The sequence below is a fragment of the Halobacillus sp. HZG1 genome (assembly GCF_035818575.1).
Classification (GTDB): domain Bacteria; phylum Bacillota; class Bacilli; order Bacillales; family Halobacillaceae; genus Halobacillus; species Halobacillus litoralis.
The window spans coordinates 105,163-121,521 of record NZ_JAYLVQ010000070.1 but is presented as its reverse complement, the minus strand read 5'-3'; the positions used below and the strand labels follow the sequence as shown (position 1 = coordinate 121,521).

Here is a 16,359-nt window from a genome sequence, read left to right as displayed (position 1 = left end):
GGGACATATGGATCCACTCGATATCTTAGGCAATTTACATAAAATCAGACCAGTCTTCCAGCCGATTGTCAGTGCCATTAATCAGGGCGTCATCGGCCATGAAGTCCTGGCGCGTTATGAAGAAAATGGGAAATGGCATAGTTTAGGTCCGTTTTTCCTGGACCCTGACGTCCCGGAAGAATTTAAAGTCGAAGTCGATCAGCATGTGCTGAAGCTTGCGGTCGATCAGTTTTTAGAAAAAGGGACCGATGGGATGTTGTTCATCAACCGTAATGCAAAGCAGCTGATGATCAATGACGGAGATGACCTCTTGCAATCACTGCTTGAATATGAACAAAAGGGGTTAGAGTTGAACCGGATCGTCATTGAAGTCACCGAGCATGATTTCGATGAAGAGTTCGAGACGTTGAACCATCTGCTTCTCTATTACAAAACGTACGGCATCCAGATTGCGGTCGACCATGTCGGAGCGAAAAGCTCGAACATCGACCGGATCCGGCAGCTGGAACCGCATATCCTGAAAATCGATTCGAGGATCATCCGCCAGCAGAATGGAGATACGTTCCATGACATCATGTTCTCACTGTCGATGCTCGCACACAGGATCGGGGCGGCCCTTCTTTTTGAAAACATAGAAGATGACTACCAGCTCTATTTTGCATGGAAACATGGCAGCCGCTATTACCAAGGGTTCTATCTCGGGTACCCTGCCTTCCAACCGGTCACCCGGGAATCGCTCGCCTTGAATATCGGGGAGAAGATGGCTGGTTATGTCCAGCGTGAAAAAAGCTTACTGCAGCAGCGCCATGATTTCATCAAAGCGTGGGAAAAGAAAGTGAAGAACCTTCTGCCGAGGTGGGAAGGTCCGAAGAAAGCGGACACCTTCATAGAAGGGGTCACACAGCAATTTGATGAAGAGAGCTTCCGGATGTTCGTCTGCCACATGGATGGCCAGCAGGTGTCCTCGAACTTCAGGAAAAAGACCGATGTATGGGAACTCGAGCCCCACAAGCGTGGAGCGAACTGGGCGTTCCGTCCGTATTTCCTCGAAAACGTCATGCAGATGAAAGCCCTCAATACCGGGCTGCTTTCCGGTCTTTATTCCGATATCGAAACAAAGGAAATGGTCCGGACGTTCAGCTTTCCGCTGACGGATCAGCATTTCCTTTTCATTGATTTGAGGTATGCGTATATCTATGAACACGAATGTCTGCTTGCGTAGAGAGAAATGTCACACGTGATGCTGAGAGAGGGGGGGAACAAGTTGAACCTTACGATACATGAAATGACGGAAGCCTTCGCGTCCGAATCTCTTAGGTGGAGGTATGAACCGCCTTACGATTTTTACAACGTGGAACTTTCCGAAGAAGCGCTTGCCGAGCGGTTGGACGGAACTTACCGTTCAGTTTTGGATGACAAGGGAACGCTCATCGGCTTCTTCTGCACGGGAGAGAGTGCGAAAGTCCCGGCCGGGGAAAAGGACGGCGTCTATGAAGAACCCGCTGTCGATATGGGTCTCGGCCTGCAACCGGAACTTACAGGAAAGGGGCACGGGAAGCTTTTTGGAAAAGCGGTCCTTGCCTCTATACAGCAGGATCACGAAGGGATGCCCGTCCGTCTGTCAGTGGCGACCTTCAACGAGCGAGCCATCCGTCTGTATGAGAACATGGGCTTCGTTGAACAGGATTCATTCCAGACGGAAGCCTGCAAATTTATTACGATGGTCAAAAAATAAGCGAAAGTCCGGGACATTGGTTCCGGACTTTTTTATCCTGCTTCACTCTAATTGTCTAAACCGTTAAAATTGCCAGACATCTTTCCTGTGGGTATAATGATGAATATACAGGGATAGGTATTATGGATTATTACAGGGGAGAGGGTTGTTACAATGGTACATAGTTTAGAGAAAAAGAATGTGAAGAAAGATCTAATGTTTGAAGCCGCGGAAAAGAATCTGGCCATCATCCAATTCGGGACCGACCGGAGAGTTTCCTACGTGAATGAAATCTTTTCATCGACGATGCAGTTCCGGTCAACCGAAGACATGATGGGCTTGCATCATAAGAACTTTTGTTTTGATGACTTTGCTAAGAGTAGAGAATACGATACGTTCTGGAACGATCTGCTGAGCGGGCGCAGTTTTCAGGATAAAATCGAACGTAAAGATGCGAAAGGCCGTCGTGTCTGGTTGGAAGCGACCTACATGCCCGTGTACGAAGAAGCAGAAATCGTCGGCGTCATGAAGATTGCGACAGATATTACGAAGCGTCAAAGTGAAATCACCGAAGTGGTGGAAAGTTTGAAAGAGATGTCTGTCACACTGAATACAAGGGCCGAAGAAGGGGTTCGCCAACACGAAGAACTGAACGATAAAATCAATGAAATTGCGGTGAAATCGAAAGGGAACACGGATATCCTCATCGACTTGCGCGCCCAGGCGGAAGACATCCAGGGAGTCGTGAAGACGATCAGGGACATCGCCGCCCAGACGAACCTTTTATCCTTGAATGCAGCGATTGAAGCGGCTCGTGCCGGCGAGCATGGTCGCGGATTTGATGTCGTTGCAAAAGAAGTGCGGAAGCTTTCGACGAAGGTGGAAGAGTCGATCGGAGAGGTGCGCGAAAATATCGATAACATAACGAAAGAGATTTCCAATATCACATCAGGAACAGAGCAGATCAGAAAAGATGTGGAAGGCAGCCAGACACAGATCAACGGAGCCTCTGCAGGATATAAGGAAATCGTAGGGGCTGCCGAAGCACTGAAGAAAGAAGCAGAAGCCTTATCCGGAATCATTTGAACATTGAAACGTTTCAGATGTAGGAGGAGGGGTATCTTTATCTTAGAGTAAATAGACCTAGGTCTTAATGACTTCAAAGACACTGTTTATTCGAACCCCTTTGGAAAGGTCGTCTTCGTATGAAAATGAATTATTTGAGATGGATGCTCATTATCTATATCGTGCTCGGGACTGTCATGGGCATCAGTTTTTCACTGGTCCTCGATCAGTTCATCCCGATTCCGGAGCAACTGTTCCTGTTCTTCATGATCGCTTCGGTCTTTGCTGGGGCACTGTTAGGGTCAGTCAACTATTTGATCTATTATTACTTTACAAAACGTTTCATCCGACATGTGAATCTGGTCCTGAACGCGGTTCGAAATGGGGATTTGTCTGCAAGGACCACCTTTCGGTCCGGGGGCATGATTGGTGAATTGAATAAAAACATTAATAAAACGCTGGTCAACCTGGAGCGTTCCCAAAAGAATATCCTCCATGATGATCTGACAGGGATACCGAACAGACAGGCGTTGCAGCAGCGTTTCCTCGAAGGGGAGGAGAGCGGAGTCCATGTTCTCTTGTTTATAGACGTGAATGAATTCAAAAGGATTAATGATACATACGGCCACGTGATGGGAGATGAAATGCTCCAATCCATCGCTGCCCTCCTTCATGAAGCGGTGAAAGGGAGCGGCCACGTGTACAGGCTGAGTGGCGATGAATTCGTCATCCTTCAAAAAATACAGGACGGTGAAAGTGCGGATGAACTGTGTGCCCGCATCCATCATGCTTTTCTTGAACCGTTTCATCAAGGGGGACACCGGATTCCTGTCAGCATCAGCATCGGCGTATGTGAATTCGTGTTCGGGCAAAAAGATTTCGTCAGCATTTTGGATGAGGCGGATCAGGAGATGTATATAGCGAAAAATAGCCGGAAAGTCCGGCTACAATCGTAAAAGATAAAGGAAGAGCGCCTGGATCTAATCCAGGCGCCTTTCCAGGTTGTTGCAACATTTTATTTTACGATGAACGCCAAATCTCCGACGCCCATTTCAGCGTTGATGTGAATGCGTGGACCTCTAGAATCATACGCTTCGTTCACCCATGAGTCTCCGGATTGCATGAGACCATCCGTCTCGATATCTCCAATCCCTTTTTCAGCTGTAATTTTGACACCTGTGTCTTTCGGCAGATAAACGGTACTTTCCCCAACGCCAGTTTCGATTGTGGCATCAAAGCTTTCCTCATAATCGCCGGAAAGATCGACGGTCAACTCTCCTACGCCAGCCTCGATGGAGAGGTTCTGCAACCAGGCTTCTTTTAGATCCAGTTTCGATTCTGCGGCCCCCGTCCGGATGGCTAGATCGACCGGAATCTGATTGCTCAAAAGAACGTCCCACTCACTCTTTTGATTGTTGATGAATTTCTTTTTACCTTCCGTTTGGGAGAGTGTGATCGTGCCATCCTGATAGGAAAGTTCAGGAGTCAGAAAGTTTTCAGGGTAAAGGAACGAACCTTCCAGCCAGTCTTCCGATCCTGTATCTAACGTAAGCTCACCGACCCCCATCTCGATCTCCATCTTCAGTTGATCGGCATCATCTCGTTCAACCCGTTGAGTCTCCTCCACCTGTTCACCCGCCTGAACGAATGAACACCCGGCCAGTGTCATGAAAGTACTTGCACCCAAAAGAGTTTTGATTAATTTCTTCATCCTCATCGCTCCTTTTTTGCATCTGAAAATAGTATAGCGTGCTTCATCCAAAAGGCTAACTGGCTGCGGGTGTATCTTTCATAGGTCCTGAGATGTATTTTCTTCCATGGAAAAGGGGCGTTCTACTCGGTGGAATAGGGAATAGATTGAAAAAGAAGGAGGAGATGTCATGAAAGTCGTTGCCTTAAAAGATGTCATCGGGACGGGTCAGGATGTCGATGGAGGAACGTGGAACAGCCGGCGTCTCATCGTCAAGAAAGACGGGATGGGTTATTCCGTCCATGACACGATCATCCGCGCAGGTACGGAGACCCACATATGGTACAAGCACCACCTGGAATCGGTCTATTGCATCGAAGGAGAGGGTGAAGTCGTCACGCTGAAAGATCAAAAGACCTGGCCAATCGAGCAGGGTGTCCTCTATGCCCTCGATGAACATGATGAGCATGTGTTACGGGCAAAAACGGATATGAGAATGATCTGCGTTTTCAACCCACCCATCAGCGGGGATGAAGTCCATGATGCAGAAGGTGTGTATCCGGTCGATGAATCTTAACCTTTCCTAGTCCAGGAAGGGTTATTTTTTTCCATAAAAACGGAAATTTTTGTTACAATAAGACCCGTGGCATGTGGAAAGGAGGGTCTTTGTGTTGAAAGTGTGGGACAGAGTTGGAGGCATTTTCCTGATCGCTGGATTATTCGCTCTCATCCTTCCGTTGTTTACAGATTTTCCTTTCCGATGGGAGTTGTTATGGATTTGCTCGGTGCCATCCACAGTAGTGATGCGGGTGAAAGACATTCAGGAAGGGAAGAGAGTAGAACCGATCCTTGTCATTACTTTTTGTGTACTTATTTTTGGGTTTGCGCTGTACAGTTTGTTCTACAGTCCTTTATAAAAAATGATAGAACTCTTTGACCGCATACATATTTTTATAGGACCGTAGTCGTTTGGAGAGGGGGGATGATGTTGAAGAAGACTTGGAGATGGATCGGACATATTCTGTTCGGGGCTGCCGTTCTCATTTTTCTTGTGATGCTGCTCACCGACCTTCCATTCCGCACAGAATGGGCCTGGATGTTCCTTGCGCCATCCGTCGCCATTACGAGAGTGCGGGATATGCGTGAAACAGAAAAGACAGTAGAGCCGCTGATCACCATCGGTCTTTGTGTCCTCATTTTTAGTCTATCATTATTTGGTTTATTATTTATCTGATTACATATCGCGAGGGATTTTATATGGAAGAAGCTTTAAAACAAGAAAGTGTCGACCAGAAAAAGGTTAGAAACAAAGCCCGGAGCTCAATGTGGTACCTTTTCTTATTGATGGTTTTGTGTATTGGCTTCGGGCAGATTTTTTTCAATATGATTCAGGGTCTCTTTTATTTGGGGGCTGTCATCTTTTATGGATCTTTCCTTTACGAAACGTACATGAGCAGGAAAACGAACGAAGAGTTGTGGCAGATCTGGGATGAACGGTGGAGGGACCGGCGGTTTCTTTTCCAATTCCGTTCTTCCCTGTCCAAAAGTATAGAAGTGCTGTTCCCTGCCATTCTCGGAGCAAACGCGTCGTGGTTGATGTTTGGCCTCTTCCTGGTTATTGGGCTCGCGACCGGCTTTAGACAAGGCATACAGAAATGGAAAGCCAAAGAGCATTACTACCAGGAATACTTGGAAGATAGGGGCATGGCCGCATGAAAGCATTCAGGATATTTATCGCCCTTTGTGGAGTGATGACCATCATCCTGGTTACGGTCAGTTTTTTTCATGAACGTATTAATCTTTCGCCACTAACCAATGCTCTAATCATCGGGGTGCTCTTTATATTACTTGGAGTAGAAAATTGGATCGATGATCAAAAGAAATACGCTGCTTTTTACATACTCATGGCCTTCATTCCAATCCTATCACTCTTGATATAAAAAAAGAGCCAGAATCTGGCTCTACCTTTGATGGTACGTTAAATCGATCATTACAGTCGTACATAATAACAGAATCGCTTGATCCTCCGTCCATTCGCGGCTTCTCACATGGTAGATATCGCCCGAGAGCCACGCTTCTTTTGTGGTCGGGGCCGGGATGGATCGTTTTTGGATGGTAGCGATTTGCGTATCTCCTGCTTTCACTTCAAAATCAGATGCCATATTCTTTCCATTCACTTCAAAAAGCGTTTCCCCAGCAGATTCAGCAATGATTTTCTGCGAAATGCTTCCTTTGAAACGGAGATCGAACGTAGCATCTGCTATTTGGATAGAGACATCGCTCGTTAGTCCCTTTTTGCGGTAAATATGTGCGATGACCTCCTGATTCGTCGATAAAAGTTTGATATGTAAGCTGGTCATTTGTTTTAAATTGAAAAATTGGAGAGCATGGTTCAGCCAGTTTCCGGAGCTTGAAGAGTCCTCTTCAAACGTGGCTACTCTTTGATTCTCGTTATCTGATATGCTGTATTGTTTGCTTTGATGAGTCATGATGGTTTCGGTCTGTAGAGTGTAGTAGGTAGAATGATGTAACATAATCGTCTCGCTTTCTATAAGAGGTATGACTAAACAGTACGGATGAGTGTGTGTGAAGGTTTCATCCATTTGAAAAAGTGAGTCGCGTACTGGAAGCCTGAGTCGCGCACTGGAAGTCTGAATCGCGCACTGGAAGTCTGAGTCGCGCGCAGGGAGCCCGAATCGCGCCAAAGGAGGCTCGAATCGCGCCAAAGGGGGCCCGAATCGCGCCAAAGGGAGCCGAATCGCGCCAAAGGGGCCCAAGTCGCGCCAAAGAGGCGCACAAAAAATTACGAACCGCAAGAAAAGAATAAAAGTTAGGAAGATACATATGAAAGGAAAAACATTCATCATCTCTCTGCTGATCATCGCCATCAGTTGGGGAGGCAACTTATGGTTCTATCAATCCAAGCAGTTGGAAGAACCGATATTTCTAGAACATTTTTATGATGGAGCTGGTATGTTCGAGCTTTATTACTTAACGAATCGAGATGACCCGTCACATATCGTCCGTGTAGAGTTTAGTGACGGAACAACGTTACATGCGGAAGCGGATCAGTATGCTTTTCGGAATGAGAACCCTGCCTACGGGCCGGATGTCCGCAGCAAATCCACGCATTATCTGCTGAAAGCGACTAGGTTTGATGAGCAGAGAATGAGAGAATTGAGAGTCGATCATGAGGGGAAAGCTACGATTCATTTTAATGGTGGCGATACAATTGTAGCGGATATTGGCAAGGTGACATCCAGTGAAATACAGGATAGAAATAGCATCTTCCGTTCTCAGGGACGCTCAAGTAGCAGTAACGGACGCTCTTTTCAATCCTATACAGTAATGGAAGATTTGAAAATAGAATCGATATCGTCCCCTTTCCCTGAAGTGGCTGAAGATGTAAGGATGAAATTGTACGCGCCATCGATCGATTCTACCGGTACACCTGACGGGGGAGGGCCTCGCACGTACTCAGAAGAACTGGATCAGGATTGGAGCGAAGTGGCAGGAGCTCTTTTGGAGAACATTGATTTTCCTATAGAGATGAAGCGCGGAGATCGCATCAGGCTGACGATGCAAGAAGAGCCGGACACGATTCGCTCTTATTCCTATGAGATGACATTAAAGGTAACGTTAGAAAACGGCAAGTCGTTCACGCAGCCTTTCCTCGTCTCCAATGATCCGCAGTTTACACCAGAACAGATGGAACTCCTGATCGAAAGGAGGGAAAGAGAGTGAATCCTTTTTATCGCATCTTCGGAGGTTTATTACTTGTCTTAATCGACATCCATCTCGGCCAAATTGAAATCTTGGCTGACTTTATCGGTTATCTCATGGTATTAAGTAGCTTGAATGGAATGGATGGCAACTTGAAAGGAATGAAAGGTGCGAGAACCACAGCCCTGATCATCAGCATGCTTGCCATTCCGCTTGCTTTCATTGGTCAGCCTACAGGGACAACGATGGGGGTCAGCATTAGTACCGATCTTGTGACGATTTACCATCAGTTCACGACTATCGTTCATCTGATCCTGGCCTACTTCCTTTTTTATGTTTTCATGGATTGGTCGAGAAAAGAAGGCAAGGAAGAGCTGAGAAAGAGAACCCACAAACTATTCCAATTTTATCTAGGGGCGCATATCCTCTATTTTGTACTCATCCCCTTTTCGATCAATATTCCTGAGAACGTGACGATTCCTTTGTTTATCTTAGGGCTGGGAGCGTTGCTCATCATGGAGATCGCTTTTCTGGTTTTGATAAGAACGTACCATAAAGAACATCAGAATATCGTCCCTATTTAAAAAAAGTCGCCTCGTCATGAGGCGCCTTTTTTAGGCGGGCTGTTTTTCCAATTCCGGATCGGCTTCCGCTGCATCAATGAACAAAAAGATCGCTGTTAAAATGTGCATGACCATGCCGACGAAAGGAACCCAGCCAACGCAGGAGGTGACGATTCCGAGGATGCTTCCTCTCGTTTCCCGTCCTTTTTGCTGGGAAAGCACAAGGGTGATGATATGAAGAATGAGCATGACGGCCAGGGGCGTCCACAATAGTGTGATGACAAAAGATCCTCCAATCAAAGGGATGCCTAAGAAGGCTTCCAAAGAGGCGGTGACCCACATGAGAACACGTGCTGCTGACATACAAACACCTCCCGATTATCCTTTTTCAATGTATTCAAAGAACCAAGGATTAGAACTCGGGACTATAGAAACAGGACAAACGTTCCCTTTTGAATCATTTTCTGAATATTTATTCACATTCAGGAAATCTATGGTATATTGTTTGTGAAAGCGTTTGCACTAATGATCGCGTATCGCTCTCAGAAACTCATATAAGGAGGATGAATGATTTGAGGATGAAAAGACAATGGTGGAAAGTTGTCATCAGTGTTGTGCTCGTATTTTTGCTTGCGGTTCCGACTTCTTTTTCGTCGGTCACTTCAACGAAAATTTTTGCGGAAACTTATGAAACCGTTACCATTCACTACAAACGATTAGATGGAAATTATGAAGGGTGGGGGCTGCACCTATGGAATCAGGACGCTTCCAATCCTGCGATTGAACAAGGGACGGATTGGTCGGACCCTGTGGAGTTTACGAATGAAACCGACTACGGAGTATCCGTGGAGATTCCGGTCATCGATATTCAGAACGGATTGAACTTCATCGTACATAAGGGGGACATGAAAGATACTCCGAACGACAGAAGTTTTCCAACGAGCGGTGAAACGGAGTTCTGGCTGGTCCAAGGCAAGGAGGACGTTTATTTGGAAGAACCTGTGCTGACCACTTACGTCGAGTCTGCGAAAATCAAGGACGATACGCTCATTTCAGCAAAAATGAGTCAGGTGATCGAAAGTGCAGATCGTTCTGACTTTGTTCTGAAAGGCGCAGATGGAGAAGAGGTCATGATTGAGTCTGCAGACGTAGATGGACAAGATGTACAGCTGCAAACAGCGGAAGCCCTTGATCTTACTCAAACGTACACCATCCAGTATGGAGAAGAAGTAACCAATGTCATTGTCGACTGGAAGCTGATGGATGAAAAGTTTGCGTATGACGGGGATGACCTCGGTGCGACGTTACATGACGACGGTACCGCTGAGCTGAAGCTTTGGTCACCAATCGCGACGAATGTCTCTGTCGTTCTTTACGATAAAGACGACCAGTATGAAGTCGTGAATCAGGACATCCCGATGGAAAAAGGGGACGATGGCGTCTGGTCTGTGACGCTCGATAAATCCAATACGGGAATCAAAGACCTCAATAGCTACTATTATCAATACAAGATCGAAGCTTATGGCGAAGAGAAGCTTGCTCTCGACCCATATGCGAAATCGATGGCGGCTTCGAACAATGAGGACAACGATGATGTCGGAAAAGCGGCGATCGTCGAACCTTCTGACATCGGTCCGAAACTTGATTTTGCCAAAATCAAAGGCTATGAAAAACGTGAAGATGCGATCATCTGGGAAGCACACGTCCGTGACTTCACATCTGACCCGAGCATCGAAGGAGAACTCGATTCCCAGTTCGGAACGTTCAATGCTTTTGTAGAAAAATTGGATTATGTAAAAGAGCTCGGTGTCACCCACATACAGCTGCTTCCTGTCATGAAGTATTATTTCGGAGATGAGTTCGACAGTAGCACGCGTGAACGGGAGTATTCTGCTTCAGGGAACAATTACAACTGGGGCTATGACCCTCACAGCTACTTCGCTCTTTCCGGCATGTATTCGGAGCGTCCGGAAGACCCGGAAGAAAGAATCGAAGAGTTCAAGAATCTGATTGATGAAATCCACAAACGCAAGATGGGTGTCATTTTGGATGTCGTATACAACCACACGGCAAAAGTAAGCATCCTGGAAGACCTTGTCCCGAACTACTATCATTTCATGGATGAGGAAGGGAATGCCAAAGTCGGTTACGGCGGAGGAAAAGTGGGAACGACGCACGAAATGTCCCGCAAGCTTATGGTCGACTCCATCGAATATTGGGTCGATGAATTCAAAGTGGACGGGTTCCGCTTCGACCTGATGGGTGATTTGGATGCCGAAAGTGTCCAGGCGGCCTACGACGCAGCGGAAGCCTTGAATCCGAACATCCTGATGCTTGGAGAAGGCTGGAGAACGTATGCGGGAGATAACGATGGCGAAGGTGTTCAACCGGCCGACCAGGATTGGATGGATGAAACAGATGGAGTCGCTGTGTTCTCTGATGAAATCAGGAATGAACTGAAGTCCGGTTTCGGCAGTGAAGGCGAACCGCGTTTCATCACAGACGGCGCTCGTAACATCGATACCATTTTCAACAACATCAAAGGTCAGCCTGGAAATGTGACGGAAGATGACCCGGGCGATATCGTGCAGTACATCGCAGCTCATGACAACTTGACGCTTCATGATGTTATTGCACAGTCTATCAAGAAGGATCCTGCGAAGCATGAAGAAGAAATCCAGAAACGGATTCGTCTTGGTAATTCTATGATTCTGACAAGTCAGGGAATCTCTTTCCTTCATGCCGGTCAGGAATACGGCCGCACGAAGCAGTGGAAAGCCGATGGCGTTCCAGAAGATAAGTGGACCTACATGGAAGATGAAAACGGGAATCCGTTCGAGGATCCTTACTTCATCCATGATTCCTATGATTCTACCGATGTGATCAACCAATTTGACTGGCAGGCGGTATCACAGCCGAGCATCCAGCAGGAAACGATGGAATATACGAAAGGTTTGATCGAATTGAGACGCTGGACAGACGCTTTCCGCCTCGGTTCTGAGGAAGCCGTCGAACAAAACGTCACGCTATTGGATGCACCTGAAATCCAGGAGACGGATTTGATGCTCGCCTTTAAAGCCGTCGATCCTGGCAAGAAAGCAAAAGGAAGCTATTACGTATTCATCAACGCCGATGACGAAGAGCGTACGTTGACGCTTAGTGAGAACTTGAATAAAGGAAAAGTACTCGTCGACAATGACGAAGCTGGACGTAAAAAAGTGAAAGATCCGTCCGGTTTCGAGCTCAGCAAAGATGGCATTACCATCGATCCATTGACGACGGTTGTGATTCATACGAAATAAAAAGAAACCAGCTTCCTCTTGGGGAGCTGGTTTTTTGATATGGCAAAGTGACTTAACGGAGCGCTAAAGTGCCCTAACGCACGACCAAAGTGACTTAACGGGAAGTCAAAGTGCCCTAACGCACCACGAAAGCGACCTAACGCCACCTCAAAGTGACTGAACGATCAAGAAGCGGACTTCTCCTTGTACCGAGCCGTCTTCTTTTTCGATTCATTCACTATGATGACTGATAAAAGGACGAGCACGACGCCGGCATATTGGTAGACCGTCATCACTTCCGCATAAACGAAGTACCCGACAAGGGTCGCGACGACCGGTTCAATGGTGGCGACGATGGAAGCGCGGCTCGATTCCACATGCTGTAGCCCTTTCGTGTAAAGAAGAAAGGGCATAACCGTCGAGATGAGCCCAAGGCCGAGGATCAAAAGCCATACCCGCCCATCAGTCAGGACATCTGCATCGTTCCATAGACGGCTGAAAGGAACGACAGCGATCGTTGCAAAGACGAACGTGTAAAAGGTAACCGTCAAGGATGGATACTTCTTCAAAACGACCTTTCCGAAGATGCTGTAAAGCGCGTAAAACAAGCCGGAACCCAGTCCGAACAGGAAGCCGGCCAGCGACAAGGAAGCTTCCAATTCCGGAAGCAACCCGATGACGAATGTACAACCGATAAACGTGGTGACAAGAGCCATCAGTTTTCTTCCTGTCCACGTTTCTTTGAAGAACATCCTCGAAAAGATGGTCACGAAAACAGGCGCTGTATAGAGGAGCACGAAAGCGATCGACATCGAAGTGGCTTCGATCGCGCTGAACAGACACCAGTTGAACAGGGCGATGCTGATGACCCCTGTGCCGAAGAAGTAGCTTGTATCCGCGGGCTTTATTTTCAAAAGTGCTGTATTGGAAACGAGGATATAACTGAACAGCATCACCATCGCAGAGGTCACCCGGAGAGCGACGACCTGGATGGGGGAGAGGCCATATTCGTACAATTCGTTCACAAACAGGCCGATGATCCCCCATAGGGATGCGCCGAGAAATATGAGGATAAACGCGCGGTTTCTCGTCACCTGGATCCCTCCTTCTTCCATGAATGTCCGTCTATTATACAAAAATTTAGAAAGGTTTGAATATAGCTGTTGCAAAAAAATAGAAATTCTTGTTTGATAGAGGATAAGGATGAAATCGAAACACAAGGGGATGGAACAATGAATCCAGTTATGAGAGATATTAAAACACACATCGAAACCGAACGGCTGGTCCTGAAAATGCCGGAGCCAGGAGATGGAACAGCAGTCAATGCGGCGATCCAGAGATCTGTGAATGAACTGAAACCATGGCTCGGATTCGTCCAGGAGACACCGACCGTCGAAGATACGGAATCGAACGCAAGAGAAGCGCACGCGAAGTTCCTGCTCCGGCAGAACCTGAGGTATCTCGTTTTTCTAAAAGAGGATATGACCTTCGTCGGTTCGACAGGTTTTCATCGAATGGACTGGGATGTGCCGAAGTTTGAACTAGGCTACTGGATGGATACCGCTCATAGTGGAAAAGGATACATGCGGGAAGCGGTGGAAGCTTTGACGACCTATGCGTTGCATGACCTGGGGGGAGCGCGGGTGGAAATCCGCTGTGAATCGGAAAACAAAAGAAGCCGCGCCATCCCGGAATCTCTCGGCTTTGAACTGGAAGGAATCCTGCGCAACGACGATCTCTCTGTCGATGGGAAGAGTTTAACCGATACGTGTATCTATGCCAAAGTCCGTGAAAAAGGGGAGTGATCCCGTGTATGACATCACGATCATTGGTGCCGGCGTCAGCGGAGTATTCCTTGCTCACACGTTAGTCAAGGAACATCCGGATGTGAACATCCATGTGATCGATAAAGGAAAACCTCTGGTTGAACGGACGTGTGGATTGCAGCAGGATGGCTGTACCTGTGAAGGCCCGTGCGACCGCTACATAGGATTTGCCGGGTTGGGCAAATCGGAAGGGAAATTCAATTATACGAACGACTTCGGAGGACAACTGGGAAAGAAGATCGGGGAAGAGGCAACGCTCTCGCTCATGGAAGAAGTCGATGAGCTTTTATGTTCTTATGGTGGTGACCTTGTGGAAAAATATAGTACGAAAAATGAGAAACTCTCCAAAAAAGCCGCCCAGCACTCTTTACGGGTTTTCTCAACAGAAGTCCGCCACCTGGGAACGCAGCTCGCCCGAGGGGTTTTTCAAAGCATGTATGAGGTGATGGCTGAACGGATGACATTTACCTTCGAAGCGGATGTGACGGCGGTCACAAAAGAAAGCGGTCGATTTTCCATTGATACCAACCACGGGCGGTTCCAAAGCAGGAAAGTAGTGTTCGCAACAGGCATGAGCGGGGGAGAATGGCTGAAATCCATGACTCAGGATTTAGGGCTGAGAGCGGGCGAGACACGGTTGGATCTCGGGATTCGGGTGGAGATGCGCGGCAATCAGCTTGATGCCATCCTTCAGGAAACGTTTGAAACGAAACTGCATTACATAAACGAACGCTTTTCAGCGACCACTTACTGCATGAATCCACGCGGGAGAATCATACGCAAGTATCAGCATGGCCTGGTGATGGCAGATGGTCAGAATAAGAACGAGGAGGAACCGAGTCAGAATTTGAATTTCACTCTTTTCGTACCGCGGTATTTCAAAAATCAAGCCGAAGCTATGGCACAAGCTCATCGTGTCATTGGTGGTATCAATCAAGGGCAGGACAGGATTGTGGCTCAGAAGTTGGGAGATCTATTGGCAGGAAAAACGTCGATTCGTCTTGATTCAGAAGTGATCCATCCTTCGCTGGAAGCAGAAGCAGGAGATCTCCAAAATGAAGTTCCGCCTCTTTATTTAGAAGCGCTTCTTGAGTTTTTTGAGGCATTGGAAGGGCTGCTGGGAGAGAAAATCGATCGTGACACCATCCTATATGGAATGGACAGCAAATTCTATGAAGCGAAGATCTTTACAGATGAGCATTTTGAAACGGAGCTGCAAGGATTGTATTTGATCGGGGACTGCTCCGGGGAGACACACTCTTTGTCGCAGGCGGCAGCGAGTGGCATTTACTTAGCCCGCTGTATGGAAGCTTAGCCTTTTTACAAGGAGGCTAAGCTTTTTTCTACGGTTAGGATTGCTTCTTTCACTTGGGCTTGCGTTTGAATTCCCATCAGGTGAATCGATTCGCTGGGACGAGTGGCATAGTAGGAAATGGTCTCGATATCCTCCAGGGAATCTACATCCAGCTCTTTGAGCGTGAGAGGGAGCCGCATGGATTTGTAAAAGGGAATCAGCTGCTCGATTTGATCGGTTTTCCCTTCAAGAGCCAGCTGGACAAGGATGCCGTAGGCTACTTTTTCTCCATGTAAAAACTTATGTGTTCCGGGCACTTTCGTCAGGCCGTTGTGGATGGAGTGCGCGCCGGATATACGACCGTAACCATCTCCAAAACCCCCGACCATACCTCCAGCCATGATGATCGTTTCAGTGACTCGTGTAAATGAGGACGTGCATTGAGCGTTTTCATTGGCTACTACAGCGTCTTTTCCTTCCTGGAATAGAACGTCTCTGCACAATTTTGCAGCGTGGAGAGCCATTTCCAAGGGGAGAGGCTTTTCTTGTATATGGCTCGTCAGGACATCGGCCTCATACCATTTGGCGATCGTATCTCCAATCCCTGCACGGAGGTATTCTACTGGTGAGGTAGCGAGCATATCCGGATCGACGATGACCATGTATGTACTTCTTTTGTAAATGATATATTCAAGGAAATTCCCATCTTCATCGTAAAAAACGCTCAAAGGCGTCCATGCGGCACAGTTGGATACCAGGGTGGGGATCAGAATCACAGGCAGGTCCAGGTGAGCCCCGCATGCTTTCGCAAGGTCGAGGATTTTCCCTCCTCCGACACCGATCAGGACATCTGTGGTTGTGATTTTCTCCGCGATCCTTTTCACTTCTTTATGTGTGCATTCCCCTTCATAGAGGATGGTTTCGACAGCAAATGGAAATTCAGGGATGTAAGGTTTGGCCATGCTCCATGAATCGCTTCCATGGATGATGGTCCCATGCGTGAACGTTTCATCCTTCACGAGTTCAGGTACTTTTTGCAAAAGGCCGGGTTCGCAACGGTAATAAGTCGGCGCCCCTTGTACTTGGATCGTTTCCATTCAAAATTCCTCCCTCTAAGATATGACCATTATTATCCATACCTTAAAATGCCATGTCAACGGAGAAAAAATATAATTGAAAAAATTGAGAAAATTATTTACAAAA

The 16,359-nt window shown here is 47.2% G+C and carries 19 protein-coding genes; 14 read left to right on the top strand and 5 right to left on the bottom strand.

Annotated features, from left to right (window positions below; translation table 11 throughout):
- Positions 1-7 precede the first annotated feature (7 nt).
- The 4 genes from VKA52_RS13835 (at position 8) to VKA52_RS13820 (ending at position 3,735) form a co-directional block, all read left to right on the top strand.
- Positions 8-1,222: an EAL domain-containing protein gene (locus VKA52_RS13835; RefSeq protein ID WP_326316075.1), complete on the top strand. Its 1,215-nt coding sequence runs from the start codon at positions 8-10 to the stop codon at positions 1,220-1,222.
- Positions 1,223-1,264: 42 nt separating this feature from the next.
- On the top strand, positions 1,265-1,735 hold the full coding sequence (locus tag VKA52_RS13830; protein WP_326316074.1) for a GNAT family N-acetyltransferase: 471 nt from the start codon (positions 1,265-1,267) through the stop codon (positions 1,733-1,735).
- 153 nt (positions 1,736-1,888) lie between these two features.
- Positions 1,889-2,800: a methyl-accepting chemotaxis protein gene (locus tag VKA52_RS13825; protein ID WP_326316073.1), complete on the top strand. Its 912-nt coding sequence runs from the start codon at positions 1,889-1,891 to the stop codon at positions 2,798-2,800.
- A 119-nt stretch (positions 2,801-2,919) separates the two neighbouring features.
- Positions 2,920-3,735 (top strand): GGDEF domain-containing protein, encoded by an 816-nt coding sequence (locus VKA52_RS13820; protein ID WP_326316072.1) that lies wholly within the window; start codon positions 2,920-2,922, stop codon positions 3,733-3,735.
- Positions 3,736-3,794: 59 nt separating this feature from the next.
- On the opposite strand, the gene VKA52_RS13815 is transcribed toward VKA52_RS13820, so the two are convergent.
- Positions 3,795-4,490 (bottom strand): toast rack family protein, encoded by a 696-nt coding sequence (locus tag VKA52_RS13815; protein ID WP_326316071.1) that lies wholly within the window; start codon positions 4,488-4,490, stop codon positions 3,795-3,797.
- 169 nt (positions 4,491-4,659) lie between these two features.
- Here VKA52_RS13815 and VKA52_RS13810 point away from each other — a divergent pair, with 169 nt between their 5' ends.
- The 5 genes from VKA52_RS13810 (at position 4,660) to VKA52_RS13790 (ending at position 6,409) form a co-directional block, all read left to right on the top strand.
- Positions 4,660-5,046, top strand: a complete 387-nt coding sequence (locus VKA52_RS13810; protein ID WP_326316070.1) for an ectoine synthase — start codon at positions 4,660-4,662, stop codon at positions 5,044-5,046.
- A 91-nt stretch (positions 5,047-5,137) separates the two neighbouring features.
- Positions 5,138-5,386 (top strand): hypothetical protein, encoded by a 249-nt coding sequence (locus tag VKA52_RS13805; protein ID WP_160914710.1) that lies wholly within the window; start codon positions 5,138-5,140, stop codon positions 5,384-5,386.
- Positions 5,387-5,457: 71 nt separating this feature from the next.
- The gene (locus VKA52_RS13800) at positions 5,458-5,703 is read left to right on the top strand and encodes a hypothetical protein (protein WP_326316069.1); all 246 of its coding nucleotides are present in this window, start codon (positions 5,458-5,460) and stop codon (positions 5,701-5,703) included.
- 23 nt (positions 5,704-5,726) lie between these two features.
- Positions 5,727-6,185: a hypothetical protein gene (locus VKA52_RS13795; protein WP_326316068.1), complete on the top strand. Its 459-nt coding sequence runs from the start codon at positions 5,727-5,729 to the stop codon at positions 6,183-6,185.
- A complete protein-coding gene (locus tag VKA52_RS13790; protein WP_326316067.1) occupies positions 6,182-6,409 on the top strand; it encodes a hypothetical protein in 228 nt (75 codons plus the stop codon). The genes VKA52_RS13795 and VKA52_RS13790 overlap by 4 nt, the downstream gene beginning before the upstream one ends.
- A 21-nt stretch (positions 6,410-6,430) precedes the next feature.
- Here VKA52_RS13790 and VKA52_RS13785 read toward each other — a convergent pair whose 3' ends face one another.
- The gene (locus tag VKA52_RS13785) at positions 6,431-7,003 is read right to left on the bottom strand and encodes a hypothetical protein (RefSeq protein WP_326316066.1); all 573 of its coding nucleotides are present in this window, start codon (positions 7,001-7,003) and stop codon (positions 6,431-6,433) included.
- Positions 7,004-7,313: 310 nt separating this feature from the next.
- On the opposite strand from VKA52_RS13785, the gene VKA52_RS13780 reads away from it, so the two are divergent.
- Positions 7,314-8,213 (top strand): hypothetical protein, encoded by a 900-nt coding sequence (locus VKA52_RS13780; protein ID WP_326316065.1) that lies wholly within the window; start codon positions 7,314-7,316, stop codon positions 8,211-8,213.
- On the top strand, positions 8,210-8,776 hold the full coding sequence (locus VKA52_RS13775) for a hypothetical protein (RefSeq protein ID WP_326316064.1): 567 nt from the start codon (positions 8,210-8,212) through the stop codon (positions 8,774-8,776). Before VKA52_RS13780 ends, VKA52_RS13775 begins: the two co-directional genes overlap by 4 nt.
- A gap of 30 nt (positions 8,777-8,806) precedes the next feature.
- On the opposite strand, the gene VKA52_RS13770 is transcribed toward VKA52_RS13775, so the two are convergent.
- Positions 8,807-9,118: a hypothetical protein gene (locus VKA52_RS13770; protein ID WP_160914724.1), complete on the bottom strand. Its 312-nt coding sequence runs from the start codon at positions 9,116-9,118 to the stop codon at positions 8,807-8,809.
- A gap of 215 nt (positions 9,119-9,333) precedes the next feature.
- Between VKA52_RS13770 and VKA52_RS13765 the strand changes: the two genes are divergently transcribed.
- A complete protein-coding gene (locus tag VKA52_RS13765; RefSeq protein ID WP_326316218.1) occupies positions 9,334-12,057 on the top strand; it encodes a pullulanase in 2,724 nt (907 codons plus the stop codon).
- Between the two features lie 164 nt (positions 12,058-12,221).
- On the opposite strand, the gene VKA52_RS13760 is transcribed toward VKA52_RS13765, so the two are convergent.
- The gene (locus tag VKA52_RS13760; RefSeq protein ID WP_326316063.1) at positions 12,222-13,130 is read right to left on the bottom strand and encodes a DMT family transporter; all 909 of its coding nucleotides are present in this window, start codon (positions 13,128-13,130) and stop codon (positions 12,222-12,224) included.
- 138 nt (positions 13,131-13,268) lie between these two features.
- Here VKA52_RS13760 and VKA52_RS13755 point away from each other — a divergent pair, with 138 nt between their 5' ends.
- Positions 13,269-13,841, top strand: a complete 573-nt coding sequence (locus tag VKA52_RS13755; protein ID WP_326316062.1) for a GNAT family N-acetyltransferase — start codon at positions 13,269-13,271, stop codon at positions 13,839-13,841.
- A gap of 4 nt (positions 13,842-13,845) precedes the next feature.
- Positions 13,846-15,177, top strand: a complete 1,332-nt coding sequence (locus VKA52_RS13750; protein WP_326316061.1) for an NAD(FAD)-utilizing dehydrogenase — start codon at positions 13,846-13,848, stop codon at positions 15,175-15,177.
- Positions 15,178-15,182: 5 nt separating this feature from the next.
- On the opposite strand, the gene VKA52_RS13745 is transcribed toward VKA52_RS13750, so the two are convergent.
- Positions 15,183-16,253, bottom strand: coding sequence for an iron-containing alcohol dehydrogenase family protein (locus VKA52_RS13745; protein WP_326316060.1), 1,071 nt, complete (start codon positions 16,251-16,253; stop codon positions 15,183-15,185).
- Positions 16,254-16,359 lie beyond the last annotated feature (106 nt).

Coding starts and splice junctions, on each gene's coding strand:
- VKA52_RS13835 (WP_326316075.1), top strand. CDS start 8: ATGGATCCACTCGATATCTTAGGCAATTTACATAAAATCAGACCAGTC.
- VKA52_RS13825 (WP_326316073.1), top strand. CDS start 1,889: ATGGTACATAGTTTAGAGAAAAAGAATGTGAAGAAAGATCTAATGTTT.
- VKA52_RS13820 (WP_326316072.1), top strand. CDS start 2,920: ATGAAAATGAATTATTTGAGATGGATGCTCATTATCTATATCGTGCTC.
- VKA52_RS13815 (WP_326316071.1), bottom strand. CDS start 4,490: ATGAAGAAATTAATCAAAACTCTTTTGGGTGCAAGTACTTTCATGACA.
- VKA52_RS13810 (WP_326316070.1), top strand. CDS start 4,660: ATGAAAGTCGTTGCCTTAAAAGATGTCATCGGGACGGGTCAGGATGTC.
- VKA52_RS13795 (WP_326316068.1), top strand. CDS start 5,727: ATGGAAGAAGCTTTAAAACAAGAAAGTGTCGACCAGAAAAAGGTTAGA.
- VKA52_RS13790 (WP_326316067.1), top strand. CDS start 6,182: ATGAAAGCATTCAGGATATTTATCGCCCTTTGTGGAGTGATGACCATC.
- VKA52_RS13785 (WP_326316066.1), bottom strand. CDS start 7,003: ATGTTACATCATTCTACCTACTACACTCTACAGACCGAAACCATCATG.
- VKA52_RS13780 (WP_326316065.1), top strand. CDS start 7,314: ATGAAAGGAAAAACATTCATCATCTCTCTGCTGATCATCGCCATCAGT.
- VKA52_RS13770 (WP_160914724.1), bottom strand. CDS start 9,118: ATGTCAGCAGCACGTGTTCTCATGTGGGTCACCGCCTCTTTGGAAGCC.
- VKA52_RS13765 (WP_326316218.1), top strand. CDS start 9,334: ATGAAAAGACAATGGTGGAAAGTTGTCATCAGTGTTGTGCTCGTATTT.
- VKA52_RS13755 (WP_326316062.1), top strand. CDS start 13,269: ATGAATCCAGTTATGAGAGATATTAAAACACACATCGAAACCGAACGG.
- VKA52_RS13745 (WP_326316060.1), bottom strand. CDS start 16,253: ATGGAAACGATCCAAGTACAAGGGGCGCCGACTTATTACCGTTGCGAA.